Origin of the sequence: Paenibacillus sp. FSL R5-0475, from assembly GCF_038004585.1 — a bacterium.
In the GTDB taxonomy this organism is placed as follows: domain Bacteria; phylum Bacillota; class Bacilli; order Paenibacillales; family Paenibacillaceae; genus Paenibacillus_AQ.
In genome coordinates, this window is the sequence record NZ_JBBORK010000001.1 from 726956 (window position 1) to 744532 (window position 17577).

Annotated in this window: 14 protein-coding genes; 13 read left to right on the forward strand and 1 reads right to left on the reverse strand. The window is 46.3% G+C overall.

Annotated elements, in window-relative coordinates; translation table 11 throughout:
• Positions 1–2: 2 nt before the first annotated feature.
• Positions 3–1526: a stalk domain-containing protein gene (locus MKX41_RS02910; RefSeq protein ID WP_340968601.1), complete on the reverse strand. Its 1524-nt coding sequence runs from the start codon at positions 1524–1526 to the stop codon at positions 3–5.
• Positions 1527–1822: 296 nt separating this feature from the next.
• Here MKX41_RS02910 and MKX41_RS02915 point away from each other — a divergent pair, with 296 nt between their 5' ends.
• From MKX41_RS02915 to MKX41_RS02975, 13 genes are all read left to right on the forward strand, one after another.
• The gene (locus MKX41_RS02915) at positions 1823–2446 is read left to right on the forward strand and encodes a deoxynucleoside kinase (protein ID WP_042186703.1); all 624 of its coding nucleotides are present in this window, start codon (positions 1823–1825) and stop codon (positions 2444–2446) included.
• On the forward strand, positions 2443–3096 hold the full coding sequence (locus MKX41_RS02920) for a deoxynucleoside kinase (RefSeq protein WP_042186705.1): 654 nt from the start codon (positions 2443–2445) through the stop codon (positions 3094–3096). The genes MKX41_RS02915 and MKX41_RS02920 overlap by 4 nt, the downstream gene beginning before the upstream one ends.
• A 341-nt stretch (positions 3097–3437) precedes the next feature.
• Complete coding sequence (locus MKX41_RS02925) at positions 3438–4658, forward strand: collagen-like protein (RefSeq protein WP_076298588.1); 1221 nt, start codon at positions 3438–3440, stop codon at positions 4656–4658.
• Positions 4659–4816: 158 nt separating this feature from the next.
• Positions 4817–6229: an extracellular solute-binding protein gene (locus tag MKX41_RS02930; RefSeq protein WP_340968604.1), complete on the forward strand. Its 1413-nt coding sequence runs from the start codon at positions 4817–4819 to the stop codon at positions 6227–6229.
• Between the two features lie 565 nt (positions 6230–6794).
• On the forward strand, positions 6795–8453 hold the full coding sequence (locus MKX41_RS02935) for an extracellular solute-binding protein (RefSeq protein WP_042186709.1): 1659 nt from the start codon (positions 6795–6797) through the stop codon (positions 8451–8453).
• A gap of 109 nt (positions 8454–8562) precedes the next feature.
• Complete coding sequence (locus MKX41_RS02940; protein ID WP_081951079.1) at positions 8563–9528, forward strand: ABC transporter permease; 966 nt, start codon at positions 8563–8565, stop codon at positions 9526–9528.
• Between the two features lie 48 nt (positions 9529–9576).
• Complete coding sequence (locus MKX41_RS02945) at positions 9577–10455, forward strand: carbohydrate ABC transporter permease (RefSeq protein ID WP_339270138.1); 879 nt, start codon at positions 9577–9579, stop codon at positions 10453–10455.
• A gap of 64 nt (positions 10456–10519) precedes the next feature.
• Positions 10520–11584 (forward strand): zinc-dependent alcohol dehydrogenase, encoded by a 1065-nt coding sequence (locus MKX41_RS02950; RefSeq protein WP_340968606.1) that lies wholly within the window; start codon positions 10520–10522, stop codon positions 11582–11584.
• Positions 11581–13449, forward strand: coding sequence for a WD40 repeat domain-containing protein (locus MKX41_RS02955; RefSeq protein ID WP_340968608.1), 1869 nt, complete (start codon positions 11581–11583; stop codon positions 13447–13449). Before MKX41_RS02950 ends, MKX41_RS02955 begins: the two co-directional genes overlap by 4 nt.
• A gap of 31 nt (positions 13450–13480) precedes the next feature.
• The gene (locus MKX41_RS02960; protein ID WP_340968611.1) at positions 13481–14548 is read left to right on the forward strand and encodes a glycosyltransferase family 4 protein; all 1068 of its coding nucleotides are present in this window, start codon (positions 13481–13483) and stop codon (positions 14546–14548) included.
• Positions 14549–14595: 47 nt separating this feature from the next.
• Positions 14596–15501: a Gfo/Idh/MocA family protein gene (locus MKX41_RS02965; RefSeq protein WP_340968613.1), complete on the forward strand. Its 906-nt coding sequence runs from the start codon at positions 14596–14598 to the stop codon at positions 15499–15501.
• A gap of 32 nt (positions 15502–15533) precedes the next feature.
• Complete coding sequence (locus tag MKX41_RS02970) at positions 15534–16532, forward strand: Gfo/Idh/MocA family protein (protein WP_340968615.1); 999 nt, start codon at positions 15534–15536, stop codon at positions 16530–16532.
• On the forward strand, positions 16532–17536 hold the full coding sequence (locus MKX41_RS02975) for a Gfo/Idh/MocA family protein (RefSeq protein ID WP_340968617.1): 1005 nt from the start codon (positions 16532–16534) through the stop codon (positions 17534–17536). Before MKX41_RS02970 ends, MKX41_RS02975 begins: the two co-directional genes overlap by 1 nt.
• Positions 17537–17577 lie beyond the last annotated feature (41 nt).

A 17577-nucleotide genomic window follows, 5' to 3' on the forward strand; every position in this document is an offset into this window, starting at 1 on the left:
CCTTATTGCATCGTGATGGCGATGCGCTCTTCCTGTGGGAGCCATTCAACCTTTGCTCCGAGTTGTTCACTTATAAAGCGAAGTGGCAGATACATCGAACCGTTTACGATGAAAGGTAGTGTAGGAAGATTTACGGTTTTATTGTTCACCATTGTCGCTCCAGTTACACCGTTAATACTGATGGCGAGAGCCGGTTTATCTGTAGCGGTTCGTGTGATCATAATTTGTTTATCTATTGTTTTCGCAGCTGTAATGTTCTCTTTATAGGTAATTGTGGCACCTAATTTTTCGAACAGCGATCGAAGCGGGACGAAATTTTGCCCGTTTCGAGTAATAACTCCATTTGAGAGTGGGATAGATTCTCCGTTTAAGGAGATCGAAATAGGCTTTTGCACTGGAATGGGCCCGTTATGGCTGAATTCATAGTCGCCATAGCCTAGCTGTGCGTCCTTATTGACGCCCCAGCCCCAGAGTGAGCCGTCTTTCTTTTGCATGATGAGATGTCGTCCGCCTTTCTTTAGGCTGCTTACTTCTTTTTCGAGAAGTGTGAATTTTGAATCTGCGGGCATCATTTCGTTTTCAATAGAAGTTTGATAGACGTTTCCTTCCCCGGTTAACGCAACAATAGAGCGTTCTACGATGTAAGCATCAACTACATTCATGATCCCTTTTAGAAGAATCGGTGGTTGTTCATGATAGGTTGTTCCGTCTGAGGAACCTGTAATGGTAGCGCCCCAGAACCATAATTGAGAGGACCCATCAATGGCTAATAGGCTGTTCTGATTTCCTTTTAAACTTTTAATATTACTGATTCCCTTGAGAGGAGTCGCAGATAGATCTATTGGAGCTCCCTGGTTCTTGTAATAATCTTGGACTGGCCAACTCCATATGGAGCCGTCCTTCTTAAGTGCAAGATTGTTTTTGATTTGAATAATATCCGTTAAATTCTGGATGGTTTCGAAGCTTTCGAAGTCATCGCGTGTAGTAGAAACAGTTCCGTCTTTCTTTAAGAACACGTAACGTGTCCAGCTCTTATGAAGATCAGACTCATAGTAACCGCCCACAGCAGCCACGTTATCGACGCCGGAAACCGGTGTGAACGCGGAGGTAGTAAGTCCATCGGATGAAAGGGGGGCGCTTAGAATCGTCCCGTCTCCTTTAAGGGCTATCGTTCTATTTCCGGTCATGAACATATCGACCAGATTGTCTAGCTCTTGAACGGGGGTCACTTTAACAGCTTCAGAGTATGCCGATGTTCTCCATTGCCAGACCGAAAGGTCTTTCTTCATTACATATTGGGAACCAAAGTATGCTTGTACCTCATTCAGGTCATGGAGTTGCGTAGGGACGGAGCGATTACCTCCCCATACCCAGAAGGAACCATCTGTTTTGGTCAGATAATCCGCGCCATACGAAGTGAGGTTGGATGTCGTGGTTGTGTTCTCTGCAGCTGCAGCTGCGCTTACGTTACAGGCGAGGCTTAATACTAGAAGAGCACTAACCATGCTGATCCATTTTTTTTTCATAGGAATACCTCTCTTTTTCTTATTAGATAAATTTGATATGTTCACGATATAATCCATTATCTTACATTTAGACGCTAGAACTACTGGAAAAGTTTCTTCATATTTACCCGCTCACAAGAAAGGTCTCATGTGATACAATAATTTAGTCTGTTTTAAATAAAGAAAGTATAAGTTTCACACTATACTTTATCCTTATATTTCTCGCATACACACTTACCGTCCTTATAAAGACGCCGAAGGCGTTTATGCTTGATTAGCTATTGAAAGGTTCGTATCTGAGGAGGAAGTCAGCGTCAATGAGACATGCACCGTTTATTGCAGTGGAAGGCCCAATCGGGGCTGGAAAAACAACATTAGCGTCTATGCTAGCAGAGGAGTTAAATTTACCGATCATTAAAGAGATTGTCGATGAGAATCCGTTTCTAGCTAAATTTTATGAGAACATGGACGATTGGAGCTTTCAACTGGAGATGTTTTTTCTCTGTAATCGGTATAAACAGCTTGAAGATACCGTTACACAATACATAGATAAAGGGATCCCGGTCATTTCGGATTACCATATTTATAAGAACCTGATCTTTGGAGAACGAACGCTGAATGGAACGAAACGTGAAAAGTATCGGCAAATTTATCATGTGCTTACGGATGACCTGCCAAAGCCAAATATTATCCTCTATATTAAGGCCAATTTAGATACGTTATTAACCAGAATTGAAAAACGTGGGCGGCCCTTTGAAGAGGGGATGGATACTGCGTATTTGGAGCAATTAATTAAAGATTATGATGACGCGATGGCCGCTCTTGCGATTCAGGAGCCTTCGACCGTTATTATTACCATTGATGGAAATGCAGTCGATTTCGTGGAGAATCCAGAACACTTCACTGAAATTGTCTCTTATATAAAGGAGCTAATGAAATGAATTCATATCATATCCCGGAAAATGCCATAATTACCGTGGCTGGAACTGTCGGGGTGGGGAAATCCACTTTAACAGGCGCCTTGGCCAAAAGACTTAATTTTCAAACCTCGCTAGAGCAGGTCGATCACAATCCTTATCTCGAAAAGTTCTATCATGATTTTGAGAGATGGAGCTTTCACTTGCAAATCTATTTTCTTGCTGAACGTTTCAAAGAGCAGAAGAAGATGTTCGAACTCGGCGGTGGTTTTGTTCAGGACCGTTCCATCTATGAAGATACCGGTATTTTTGCGAAAATGCATGCGGATCAAGGTACGATGTCCAAAACAGACTATGAAACCTACACCAGCTTGTATGAAGCTATGGTTATGACGCCGTACTTCCCGCACCCTGATGTGCTGATTTATATTGAAGGCAGCCTGCCTTCCATCCTGACCCGAATTAATGAACGTGGCCGCGAGATGGAAATTCAAACGGATGTTTCCTACTGGGAGCATATGCATGGCAGATATTCGAAATGGATCAATGAGTTTACAGCTTGCCCAGTGCTTCGTTTGAACATTGATGATTATGATGTAAATGATGAGACTTCGATGTCTGATATTCTTGTGAAGGTGGGCAATGCGATTCGTAAGCCTGCTGATAAAATATAATAATTAATAGTTAGAAGCCCCCAGGATTTGGGGGCTGTTTTTATGAAATCAGAAAGCGAATTAAGCGATATAAACTGAGTTTGAGGGATGATTTGTAAAAATAAAAAAAGACCCAAATCATAGATATGGGTCTAATAGGGAAGTGTCAGTTGTCCTAGTAATAAAATACGAAAAGCAATCCAAGTTGGTGTGGACATTGTAGTATGCTCAAGGGCGGCACCCTATAATTATAGCCCTTTTTTCTGGATATAGATTCCAGTCTAGCGAAAACTAGTTATTGGTCCATGACTAAAATTAATAAGATGCGTACACTGAACTATCTTTATAGGGAGGTGTACGTATTGAGTTGTCCAGACGATAAAAAATGTCATAAGAAAAAAATCGCCACTGTATATCCTTCGAAAAGAAAAAGAAAAGAACATCGTCGAAAAGTTATTAAGAAGATTGTACAAGTCACATGTCCTCCGCCCGAAGTGAATGTTACCACTCCAACAGTCGTTGGTGCTACGGGACCTCAAGGAGCTCAAGGAATCCAAGGAGTACAAGGGGCCCAAGGAGTACCAGGACCCCAAGGAGCACGAGGAATTCAAGGAGCAGAAGGACCGCAAGGTCCCGCCGGTGGGCCCCCAGGACCCCAAGGACCGCAAGGTCAACCTGGGCCAGCGGGAGCAATGGGTCCACAGGGTGTAGCGGGACCCGTTGGTCCTCAGGGTGCGCAAGGAGTGCCGGGTGCACAAGGAGTCGTAGGTCCTCAGGGATCGCAAGGTTTACCTGGTCCTGCAGGAGCAATAGGACCACAAGGTTTTGTAGGAGCAACCGGATCGACTGGAGCACCTGGGGTACCGGGGGCAGTGGGAGCAACCGGAGCGCCAGGAGCACCCGGAGCGGCAGGAGCAACCGGAGCACCAGGAGCAGCCGGAGCGCCAGGGGTAGCGGGAGCAACCGGAGCAACTGGAGCGGCAGGAGCACCAGGAGCGCCAGGAGCAGCCGGAGCAGCAGGAGCAACCGGAGCACCAGGAGCACCAGGAGCAGCCGGAGCAGCCGGAGCAGCAGGAGCAACCGGGGCACCAGGAGCGGCCGGAGCAACCGGTGCGACAGGAGTCGCAGGAGCAACCGGAGCGACCGGAGCAGCAGGAGGAGTATTGGGTTTTGCTGATTTTTTTGCCCTGATGCCCCCTGATAATGCAGCAACTGTAGCACCGGGTACAGACGTGAGTTTTCCTCAAAATGGCCCTACCAGCGGGACGACGATTGCACGAACGGGCCCTAGTTCTTTTAATTTAGCGGCAATAGGGACTTATCAGGTGTTGTTTCAGGTTAGTGTAACCGAAGCAGGCCAACTCATCTTGACTCTTAATGGCGCAGATCTGGCCTATACGGTAGTTGGACGTGCGACAGGTACATCAGAAATCGTAGAAATGGCTATAGTGCAAACAACGGTCATTAACACCATACTGACAGTTCGGAATCCTGCTGGCAATTCCACCGCACTTACTATTACTCCTCTTGCTGGAGGAACAAGATCTGTTTCAGCTCATCTCGTTATTACACAATTAGCATAGCGAAATCTCCTACGTATAGATAATTTGGAAGTTTGCCACCTCTAATCAGGTGGCTTTTCTTATGGCATTTGCTGGAATTTCCATTTGACTTCAATTCAGAGTTGACGCAAAATAAGAGGGAGATGATGTAAATTTGAATTTTTCGGGGAGAATTGTACATGAATAATAAATCAGGTCGTCATTCCTTCCGAGAGCGACTGGATCATATGGTGGGTAAGATTCGTACGGATATCCTAAGTGGAGTGCTACAACCAGGTGCGTATCTGCCAGCAGAGAGTATGCTAGCCAAGCAGTTTGAGTTAAGCAATAAATCTGTCAGAAGAGGGCTGGATGTATTAGTCCAAGAAGGCCTTATCGTCAAAATCGACCGTGTCGGAAGCAAGGTTATGGAGTCCGTGCAGGAGAGAATCCGTATTCATTTTGGCTGCAGTGCCTCGCTGTCCAAGGACTTTCTGCTGGATGATCTAATTGGTGAATTTCATCGACTGCATCCCGGTATTCATATTCTTCCGCTGGCGCTAAATGATTTTGACCATGTGAATTCTGCCGTAGAGATGATCAATAATGGGATGCTTGATGCCGTATCGCTGAATAGCACGCAATTTCAGGAAATGGCTGAAAATGGCTCGGCTGAGCTGCTGGAATCGCTTGATCCTGATCCTGAATTATATCCAATCGCGACTGAAGCTTTCTATCATGAAGAACAGTTGTATGCTTATCCGATTTCCTTCTCCCCCGTGGTGCTGTGCTACAACAAGGCTCATTTTCGGGAAGCGGATCTTCCTGAGCCGGATAGCTATTGGACCTGGGATGACTTGATTGAGGCGGCTCGTCAGTTGGCAGAGAAACGTGGACGCCATGCTATTTATTTTGTGCCTGCTTCCGAGAACCGTTATTCTGTATTCCTGCTGCAGAGCGGGATTCAAACCGTGGCAGACGGGACCGAGCACCGCACACTTAGTCCGGAGACGGCAAATAGTCTCAGTGTATATAGTAGGCTCGTGAACAACCATCAGATTTTCCCTAAATATCTTGCTGGCAATCATGAAGATGAGACGATTTCTTTGTTTGTCCAAGAACAAGTTTCTATGATTCTGACGACCTTTTTTAATTTAAATGAATTCAAGGCGTTAACGCTGGATTATGATCTTGCACCGTTACCTAGGCTGAAAACAAAAGATCCGCAGAAGACATTACTGGTCACGATCGGAGCAGCTGTGGTCGGAAATTCGAGACAAAAGGAAGCGGCTCGTCAATTCGTTAACTTCCTTGCTTCCGTAGAAGCGCAGAAAATTATTCGGGAACGCACAGTAAGTATTCCAGCTCGAAAGCGGATCGCTGAGATGAGTACGGCGGATCATTTGAATCGTCCTTCGAGATATCTGATGTACAGAGAATTATTTCCGACCTTCTCCTACCTTAAAGATTTAGGACTTCCCATAGCCGTTCTAAAAAGCTTTCGTAAATTGTTGAACGCTTATTGGTCTAAGATGATTGATGAGGAAACGCTTCATGAGGAATTGAGTCTCTTAATCTCGGAACAGGATGCTGCTGCCGATCAGAAGGTCTAAAAGGTGTTTTTCTGCGAAGCCTGTCTCTTTAGAATATCAGTAAAGCGTGATAATGGTGCTGGTGGGCCATTATTACGCATTTTTTTAAATAAAGCAAGCAGAAGTTGTATATTGTGCCTAATCTGTATGAGATCAGAGATGGTTTATTTAAAGTAGTTAAATGCGAATAATTTTGTAAGCGTTTTCTATTAAATTTGAGGGATTTCAACATTTTGCGACAGGTACATGTTATATAAGATCACACTTATTAGAGTATTTCTTATTATTATATTGACATCATGTAGGCTGGAAAATATAATGAAATACATCAGATATATATCAGATTAGTGAAATAATAGATCTGATACTCTGAAATGTAAATCAAAAAGAAGTCAAAACAGATGTTTTCGTCTAATTAAAGTAGAAAAGAGGCAGTTGAAAGGAGGATATCCCCTATAAAAGGTAATTTTCAGAGTGATGACTCATTTAAAAATTTATTCATGTATCGTTGATTCCTTCTGATTGATGTTAGTGAATATATCATAATGATTATCTTATTTTTTAGTTATTAATAGGGGGTTGAATTATGAATGTTGCTAAAAGGAAGTTAGTTCTGCTGCTGCCTGTCCTGTTGTCATTAGTTACACTCGTATCTGCTTGCGGCGGTTCGAATACTAAGACGGGCAATACCGCAGATCCTACTGCGGAAGTTCAGAAGGCTACGCAAGCTCCCGCTAAGGAAGGTAAAACAGTAGGTGGTCTGCAGCTCCCGATTGTTTCAGATAAGCTTGAACTGTCACTTTGGTCACCCAGCGGCGGCAATTTCAGAGGAACTAATTTTAATGAGAAATTATCCTTTCAGCAAATGGAAGAGAACACTAACATTCATATTGACTTTCAGCATAGTACGGAAGCCAGTGCGGAAGCCTTTAGCCTATTGATGTCATCTGGTAAGCTGCCGGACATTATCTACAATGATCTATGGGGCACGGATTCCGGAAAATATGGTACACAAGGCGCGCTGCTTCCTCTGGAAGATTTAATTGAGAAAAACGCGCCAAACTTCAAGAAAATCCTCGACGACAACCCGGATATCCGGGGACAAATTACTTCGCCTGAAGGCCACATTTTTTACCTGCCTAATCTCGTTCTTGATTCACAGGATCTCACTCAAATGTTCCCGCAAGTACGGAAAGACTGGATCGATAAGCTTGGTCTGTCTATGCCGGAAACTACCGAAGATTGGTATAACATGCTCAAGGCTTTTAGGGAGCAGGATGCCAACGGAAACGGCAAGAAGGATGAAATTCCACTAGTCACAGTCAACTTGGAAAATATCATGATGTTATTCGCGCCTGCCTTTGGCGTCGATTACGGATTCTTCGTGGATAATGGCCAAGTAAAATATGGCCCGAATGATCCTAAATTCAAGGATGTCGTAACCTATCTGCACCGTCTTTACGATGAACAATTGCTTGACCCGAACTATCTGGTAGATACCACATTCCAGACGCTGACTGAGAAGGTGACTACCGATGTAGCAGGGGCATGGTTTGGTTGGTCTGGCTCCTACATGGGGAACTTTACTACACTAATGGAGGGCAAACATCCAACCTTCAAAATTGCACCAGCCATTCCACCTAAAGGACCGAACGGTGATCAACGTCATGTCTCCTTCCGCTGGCAGGCAGCAGCACACGGATTAGCGGTTTCCTCGCGGACGGAACATCCTGAGGAAGTGATGAAATGGCTGGATTATCAATACTCAGAAGAAGGCATTCTGCTGAACAACTTTGGGGTTGAAGGCAAGTCATATGATCTGGTAAACGGAGAACCGATTTATAAGAAAGAAGTAACTCATCCGACCAATGGCCTCACGAATACGCAAGAGCTGCTGAACCATACGATCGGGGGCGGAAGCTGGGCTACAGTAGCGGATACCAGATATGCTGAACAAATCCGAGAAGCTAATGGGCAAACGGAGAATCCGCTCGAGTTATATAGTGACTATATCGATTTTGATAGCAAGTTGCCTCCAGTCCAATTCACAACAGAGGAAAACGATGTAGTTGTTCCTTTGATGGCCGATATTCAGACCTATGTAGCCGAAACAATCAATGCCATGATCATGGGGCGCCAAAAGATTGAGGACTATGACAAAGTAATGAAGCAACTTGAGAAGATGGGAATTAACGATGTGTTAAAAGAGTATCAGGTTGCATACGAGCGATTTAAAGGGAAATGATTCAGCTTGTGAGGAGGTTGTCGTGGGCCGAGCGGTTCAGAGAGTGCTTTGTGACCGCTCGCCACATGACAGCTATGACTAACGCCAGTGTCCGGGAGAGGAGAACTATATGGCTGTACCTGTAAAAGTCGCTAAAGTTGAAAGCAGGAAGCTTCCGGTCAAGAGGAGTCCGATTCCCTGGAAGCGGATAGCCTCCAATCGCTATCTTTATCTCATGCTCCTTCCTACGGTTTTGTATTTTCTGATTTTTGAATACAAGCCGATGTATGGGGCGATCATTGCCTTTAAGAATTTCAACCCCTACTTGGGGATCACGGATAGTCCTTGGGTGGGCTTCAAGAATTTCGAAAAGTTTTTCGAAAGCTATTATTTTCTCAGACTGCTTAAAAATACCTTCTTAATGAGTTTCTACTCACTCATCTTCATTTTTCCTGCTTCACTTGCTTTTGCTTTGCTGCTCAATGAGCTGCGGCTCAAGAAGCTGAAGTCCTTTCTGCAGACCGTGTCTTATTTGCCGCATTTTATTTCGCTGATCGTTATCTGCGGGATGATTATTGATTTCACCAAGCCCGGAGGCATTATTAATAGCCTGTTGCTTGGCATCGGTCTGATCTCGGAGCCTATTCAGTTCCTGATTCTGCCGGAATGGTTTCGAACGATCTATGTGGGTTCTGGTATGTGGCAGAGCCTGGGCTGGAACTCAATTATCTACTTAGCAGCGTTATCTGGCATCAATCCGAGCCTGTACGAGGCTGCAGTTGTAGATGGTGCAGGACGATGGAAGCAGCTAACGAATATAACGCTGCCTGGGATTTTGCCTACGGTGTTAATCCTCTTGATTCTGAATGTGGGTACCCTGCTGAATGTGGGCTGGGACAAAATTATATTGCTTTACAATCCTGGAACGTACGTCACTGCGGATGTTATTTCAACATTTGTTTATAGACGAGGTGTGATGGAAGCGAATTACAGTTTTTCTGCCGCGGTAGGATTATTCAATTCCATAATTAACTTCACATTACTCGTTCTAGCCAACCGTATCAGCCGGAAAACAACTGAAAGCAGCCTATGGTGAGCATAAGCTTCCGATACGAGTTTTGTACGATTTTTAGGAGGGTAGACAATGGTTGTGAAACGCAGTATGGGTGAAATCATTTTCGACAGCTGCAATGTGCTGTTTCTAATCTTGTGTTCTTTCCTGTTCCTGTACCCGATGTGGTACGTGCTGGTCTCCTCATTCAGCGATGCTCATGCTATTGCTGCGGGGAAGGTAAGCTTCTTTCCGATCGGCTTTAATCTGGATGCTTACAAGCTGGTATTTGAGGATACGCGAGTATGGACGGCTTACGGAAATACTTTCTTATATGTAATTGTCGGTACGTTAATTAATCTGGTACTAACTACACTTGGTGCTTATCCTCTGTCCAGAAAGAATCTGGAGGGGAGAAATGTCATTATGGCTTTCATAGTGTTCACGATGTTTTTCAGTGGTGGTCTAATTCCTGCGTATCTGAATGTCCGTGAGCTTGGCTTGTATGATACGCGGTGGGCGCTGCTGTTGCCTGGAGCGGTTAGTGCCTTCAATTTGATAGTGATGCGGACCTTTTTTCAGTCTATCCCTGATAGTTTGATAGAGTCTGCCAAGATAGACGGCGCCCACGATTTCAGAATTTTACTGCGGATCGTACTTCCGCTCTCCATGCCGGTTCTAGCGGTGATGACCCTCTTCTATGCGGTAGGCCACTGGAACAGTTGGTTCTCGGCCATGATTTATTTACAGGATCGGAATTTGTTCCCGCTTCAATTGATATTGAGGGAAATCCTGATTCAATCCTCTGCGCAAAATATGCTGGCCGGCGTTACCCAAGATGAGGTGTTTCGTATTAGTGAATCTATTAAATTCGCTACGATTATCATTGCTACCGTTCCCATTCTAATGATCTATCCATTTTTGCAGAAATATTTTGTAAAAGGCGTAATGATCGGTGCGTTGAAGGAGTAACAGCGATAGAAAAGATGCTGCATGTGACGGAATCGTTTCTGAAGCAGTCGGGAGGAGAAGACATATGAAGGCGGTAATATCTCAGGAAGGACAGATTCGCATGTCGGATGTTCTGACACCAGTCATTGAAGATGGATTTGTACTAGTCCAGACTGAATATTCGGCGATTAGCCCCGGAACGGAAATAATGATGAATGGCCTGCACCGTACGCAACAAATTGTACTTGGATACAGTGCAGCGGGTGTAATCCGAACACGTGGGAAAGGAATGGAACACTGGCCAGAGGGTCTTCGTGTAGCTTGTTACGGCGGACCTTATGCAAAGCATGCAGAATGGCTGCTAATGCCTCAGCATCTGATGGTGCCCATTCCTGACCATGTTAGTTCGGAGGAAGCATCAACAGTAGGACTTGGAGCCATTGCAGTACATGCAGTAAGGCAGGTTGCACCGCAGTTTGGGGAGACTCTTGTTCTGATCGGTGCCGGAATTCTTGGGCAGTTGATTGCTCAGATTGCTAAGGCGGCAGGATGCCGAGTGATCGTCTATGATTTGCTTACAGAGCGCTGTGAGATGGCTGAGCGCCTTGGAATTAGACATATTGCTACTTGCCCGGAGAAGGTTAAGGAACATCTTGCTAACCTGACGGAGGGCATGGGAGCAGATGCAGTCATTGTATGCGCCGGCGGTAAAACCGGAGACCTTATTGATCAAGCGCTAGAGTGGGTACGGGATCGCGGCAAGGTACTGTTGGTTGGAGATGTTAAGCCTGATTTCTCTCGTGATCTGATGTTCGGTAAGGAAGCCCAAGTGCTGATTTCTAGAGCCGGAGGTCCCGGACGATATGATCCTATCTATGAGCGGAAGGGGATCGACTATCCTTACGGCTACGTGCGATGGACGGAAGGTCGTAATATGGCTGAATATATTCGGTTAATCTCTGAAGGGGACATTCAGGTGAAGCCGTTGATTAGCGCGATATTCCCGGTCGAACGCTGTGAAGAAGCCTTTCGGCGTTATGCAGAGGACCCCGTGGATCTGTTGGGAGCGGTCTTAGCTTATCCTGCAGCAGTCTCTGGATGTGAAACGAAGGTGAAGGAACAGCTGACGAAAGAAGGCGGGAGCAGATGAAGGCGCTGCGGATCGGTGAACCACTGAACGGTCTGGCGGTTTGGGCCTCAGCTTATGGAACATGGCAAGGGGCAGACCGGATCTACGCTGTTTCTTCCGGAAGTCCTTGTATCTTATTTGTTCTAGACCCGAGCGGTGAACAAGCAGTGGAACGTTATGCGCTGGAAGGCTCGGATCATTGCTGGGGTGTAGTCTTAACAACCAGCGGAGTGTATATCGGGGGAAGTGGCATTTTGTACAGGTACACTCATGAGAATGGTGTGGAGAACCTGGGTGAGATGATTCCCGGTGAATTCTATACGTGGCGGTTGGCAGCAGATACGCAAGGCAGGATCTATGGGGGATGTTATCCTGGGGGGAAAGTGTTCCAGTATGACCCAGTGACAGGAGTGTTTAGGGATTACGGTGCTATGGTAGCTGGAGAACAGTATGCGCGTTCTATGGAAGCGTGGAACGGTAAGCTCTATGTGGGAGTTGGTACACAAACCCCGCATATTGTTGTACTAGATACGGAGACGGGAGAACGCTCGGAAATCAGGCTACCAGATGAATGTAAAGGCGAGCAACTGGTTTATGACTTGAACATCGTTCAGGGCAAGCTTTTTGCTCGAATCACACCTTCTGCACGGTTGTATATTTATGATCTGGAACTGCAGGAATGGGGCGACACTTTGGATTATGTGAGTGGCCTTAGTGTTTCGCCGCCGGATGAGCTGGGAAATGTGTACTTCATTAAAGATGACTATTTGCAGCGTTATGATATCCGAACTGGAAGTCTGTTCGTTACTTCGCTAGCAATGCCGGAGCCGGCAGGTGATTATGGCTGGCTGAATAACCATGCTCTAAATAGGAAAAAGCGCTGTTTAACCGGTGTATACAGGGACGGGAGTTGCTGGATTTACGATCCAACGACGGATCGACATATGGTGATGGACTTCGGTCTGCAAGGTCAATCGGTCCATTTGCAGTCCATGACCTACGGACCTGATGATACTCTCTACATCGGAGGGTATTTCGCAGGTGGGCTGGCCAGATTCGATAAGGTAACCGACGAGATCATTTCTTATCGTGGGATTGGTCAGACGGAAGGTATGATAGCTGGAAGTGGTTGTTTATATCTAGGCGTTTACCCGCGGGCGAATATTTTTAAGTATGATCCAGACGAAGACTGGAAGCCGGGAGAGAATCCAGAGCTGCTATTTTCCTTGCAGGAAGAGGAGCAGGACCGCCCTTTTGCTTGGGCTTGGACAGGAGAAGAGCTGGCAATTGGAACGGTTCCTTCTTATGGTCGACATGGAGGAGCATTGACGCTGTACAATCCTGCGAGTGGTGCGCGTGAGGTGTTTAGAAATCTTTTGTCGCAGCAGAGTGTTGTTTCCTTGGCGATTAGTGATCAGCTGTTGTTCGCTGGAGGGTCCGTTTGGGGTGGACTTGGAATTGCTCCTCAGCGTGCAGATGCGTCTCTAATGATTTGGGATATGCAGAAGCGCTGCAAAGTATGGGAAGGCGTACCTGTGCAAGGGGAAAGGGCTATTTCTGCTTTGGTTCTAGATGATGCAGGGTATCTTTGGGGTTTGACGGCAGGTAAGTTATTTCGGTTCGATCCACAGCTGAAGCAAACTATAAAGACTTACTCATTGTTCCCCATGGACTGGAATGTAGTGACTCATTTTTGGCGCAGTGGTAATGAACTGCTTTATAAGGAAGGCATGTTGTACGGCGTGTCGATGAATCGCTTGTTCAAGTTTAATATGCGGAATGAGGAGCTTGAGGTGTTGGATGACGATGCGCGGCTGCTGGCAATGGACCGTGAGGGTGATCTATTTTTTGCAAGAACTACAGCATTGTATCGGATGCACAAGTAAGGTCTGCACTATCCTTGGCGAAGGGTGAGGGATGATGAGAATCTTATATTTTTATAAATTCTGTATTCTAGGTGGGGTAACCACTCAACTTGCAAATAGACTTAAATTTTTGCGGCACCACTCGGAAGTGCATTTTGCTTTTTTGGAAGATTACGGCGGGGCAAGCGCTTTTGATGGATACGAGCATGTCCGAATTCTGGGGACGGTTGAAGAGATTAAGAGCTACATGGAAGTCTATGATTTCGATGTCATTATTACTATTGATACTTACGAGCTGTATGAAGCACTTGGGCCTGTACAAGAGGGAAAGGTTATTATTCATGAGGTACATACCACCTATTCCGAACCCTTACAGAAGTTGGCCGCAACGAAAGATAGTTTGCCTTTTCACTATGTGATCACTCCCTCCGCTTACATGAAGGATTATTTGGACGGTATCGGCATAGCGGGTGCATATCATATTAATAATTGCCTGGATACCGATTTGTTCCGATATGAAGCGGGTATTGAGCAGGAGCCTGCCACTATTTTGTGGGTGGGTAAACTGGATGATCACAAGAACTGGTCGTCCTATTTGAACATTGCTGGAAAGCTGAATGCCAAGATGCCAGAGCTGCAATTTATGCTTGTTGGGGGATATACTGCTCCCGACGAGATCAAGAAACAGCTGATGGTAAAGGTAGAACAGCAGGGGATTAAGCATTTTAAGTGGGTTCCCAAAGTGGATTACGATGAGATGCATCGCTATTATTCATCGGTTGCGCAGAATGGTGGGTTATATATTAGTACCACGACCAATGAATCTTTTGGGATGACCGTACTGGAGGCGATGGCCTGCAGGTGTCCGGTAGTGGTTCCGCGTGTAGGGGCGTTGCCGGAATTATTGGATGGTCCGTTAAGTGTTTCCCTATACGAATCAGGCAATGAAGAGGAGTGTGTGGACAGATTGAGCGCACTGCTGGAGCAGAATAGTCTGAGGGAAGGTTTGAAGTCATTGGGAGAACAGAAAGCTAGAACTGCTTACAGCATCGAACAAGTGGGAAAAGAATACATGGAACTACTTGAACGTTTCAGGGAAGAACGTTTAATTCTTAAATAAGTGGATCACTCCATGGGGCTGTCAACCGAATAAGAGGTGTTGTTGAAATGGAAGAGCTGCAGATCGGTATGGTAGGAATGGACACTTCACATAGCAGGATTTTCGCGGCGCTGCTAAATGATGAATCTCATCCGCTATATATTCCGGGTGGCAGGTTACACTGCGGTTATCCGGGGGGTTCTCTTGATTTCGAGCTAAGCTATTCACGTGTGAGACCGATTAGCAGGGAATTGCAGGAGCGCTATGGGGTTGAATTGCTCGATTCTATAGAAGAAGTTGCGGAGAGATCCCATGCGATTCTATTGACTTCTGTAGATGGGAGAGTGCACAAGGAACAATTTGCGGTGCTGGCTCCTTACGGAAAGCCGGTATTCATTGACAAGCCGTTAGCGGTTTCTTCTGAAGATGCGAAGGTGATTGTGGAATTGGCGGAGAGGTATGGAACGCCATTTTTCTCCAGCTCTATGCTACGTTTCGGTGGACCGCTGGCAGCCCTCTTAGAGGATGAAAGTGCAGGTGCTATTCTAGGTGCGGATTGCACTGGACCACTCGATCTTCAGCCGACACAACCGGGGTTATTCTGGTATGGTATACACGCTGCTGAGATGTTATATGCCGCTCTTGGAGAAGGTTGCCATTCGGTACGTGCCGTCAGTAACGATGCGCAAGAATGGGTAGTCGGCCAGTGGAAGGACGGGCGAATCGGGACGATCCGCGGAAACCGTACAGGCGGCTCAGATTTCTATATCGTATTGCACCGTGAACGGGGGAGTAACGGAATTAACGCGCTCGGAGCAAATTACAACGCAGGACATCAGCAATTACTGAAGAAATTTATAGCTATGGCGCGAGGGGACTCTCCACCGGTACGAACTTCCCTAACTCTAGAGTTGATTCGCTTCATCGAAGCGGCCAACGAAAGCCGGGTAAGCGGTGCTGATGTTCGTCTGTAAAGGAAAGCACAATCTGAAAGGAGTGTAGTGTATTGATTAGGACAGCAGTGATTGGATGCGGTGGCATGGGGACTGTTCATGCGGATCGCTACAAGTCCATGCCCGAAGCTGAGCTTGTAGCCGTATGTGACATCGTTGAAAAAGCCGCTGAGGTGCTAGGAAATTTAGTGGGCGTTAGCTATTTTACATCTGTACAAGAAATGCTCGAGCAGGTAAAGCCAGAGGTGGTCAGTATTGCTGTGCCGACCTATTTGCATGTAGAACTGGTACGGATTGCGGCTGACCATGGTGCGCATGTGATCTGTGAGAAGCCGCTCGCACTCACTTCGCAGGAAGCGGAAGAAGCAATTCGTTACTGCAACGAGCGCGGTGTACGTTTGTTTGTGGGCCATGTCGTTCGTTTCTTTCCTTCTTACAGACAGCTTGCGGAGGGAATAACGCAGCTTAGCAGTGTTCAAGGCGGAATATACCATGCTAAACGGGCGGGTTCACATCCCGGAAACGTGCAAGCATGGTTTCGGGATCCATTTCTTAGCGGTGGCGTCATTATAGATTTAATGATTCACGACATTGACTACATTCGTGGGGCTTTTGGTGAAGCCCGTGAAGTATATGCGTTCCAGCACCAGTCGGAAGACATAAATTATGCTTCAGCCACTTTCCGGTTCAAGAATGGAACCATTGCACAGCTTGAAGCATTTTGGGGGTATCCAGGGCCGTTTCACTCCTCTTTTGAATATGCGGATGCGGAAGGAATCATCTCAGGCGGGACCGGGGATGGCGAAAGTCTGCATATTCGCAAGTCGATAACGACGGGCTCTACATCGGGATTTGTGGAGACGCCTTCGAGTGTGCTGCTGAAGGATCCGTATTATTTGGAACTGGAGCATTTTCTAAGCTGTCTAACAAGTGAGGAAGAGCCGATAGTCACTGCGCAGGATGCGCTGGAAGCTGTACGCTGGGCTGAAGCCGCTCAGCAATCGGCAATGACCCATCAACCGGTGAAGCTTGAAGTGAAGGGGGATATTTAATGAGCCGTTTGAATATTGGCATGATCAGTTTCGAGCATGCGCATGCTTTTGACTATTTGGCAAGTTTACTGCACATGTCTGAAGTGACGGTCAGTGGAATTGCTGATGAGGTGCCGGAGCGCACACAGGCGCTCGCAGAACGTCATTCGATTCCCTATTATGCTAACTACAAGGAACTTCTGGAAGATGCGAATATAGATGCCGTAATTATTTGCTCGGAAAATGTCTATCATGCTGAGCTAACCATCGCTTCAGCCCGAGCGGGCAAGCATGTACTGTGCGAGAAGCCGCTAGGTCTGTCAGTGGAAGAAATGGAACGCATGATTTCGGTCTGCTCTGAAGTGGGAGTACAGCTTATGACAGCCTTTCCTTGCCGCTTCCTCACTCCGGTTGTTCGGGCTAAGGAATCACTAGATCGCGGCGATATTGGTGAAATTATCGCTTTTAAAGGAACTAACAGAGGTTCTTTTCCGGGACCTAGATGGTTCTCTGATGAAGCCCTATCGGGAGGCGGTGCTGTTCTAGATCACACTGTGCATGTGATGGATCTGATGAACTGGTTCTCTGGTTCTTCTGTAGAACAGGTGTATGCCTATGCGGATACCTTATTTGATTCAGAGCGCAAGCGGATGATCGATGATGCTGGAATGGTGCATGTAACTTTTGAGAATGGTGTGTTCGGAGTGCTGGATCCTAGCTGGTCACGCAATCCCGGCTTCCCCACATGGGGGGATGTGACCCTAGAAATCATTGGAACTAAAGGTGTCATCTCCATAGATGCTTTTAACCAAAAAAACAATGTATACGGAAGAGCATCTGGCAAAGGGAACTGGTCCTTCTGGGGAGATGACATGAATGAACTGATGCTAAAGGCTTTTGTACAGGCGCTTCTAGAAGGGGTGGAGGTACCGATTTCGGGAATAGATGGGCTCCGATCCACAGAGGTTGCACTTACCGCTTATCAATCTGCTCATGCAGGCCAACCGGTGCGTTTAAAAAAATGAGGATGCTGTAAGCACAAAACTTTGAGGAGGATGGAACCGCC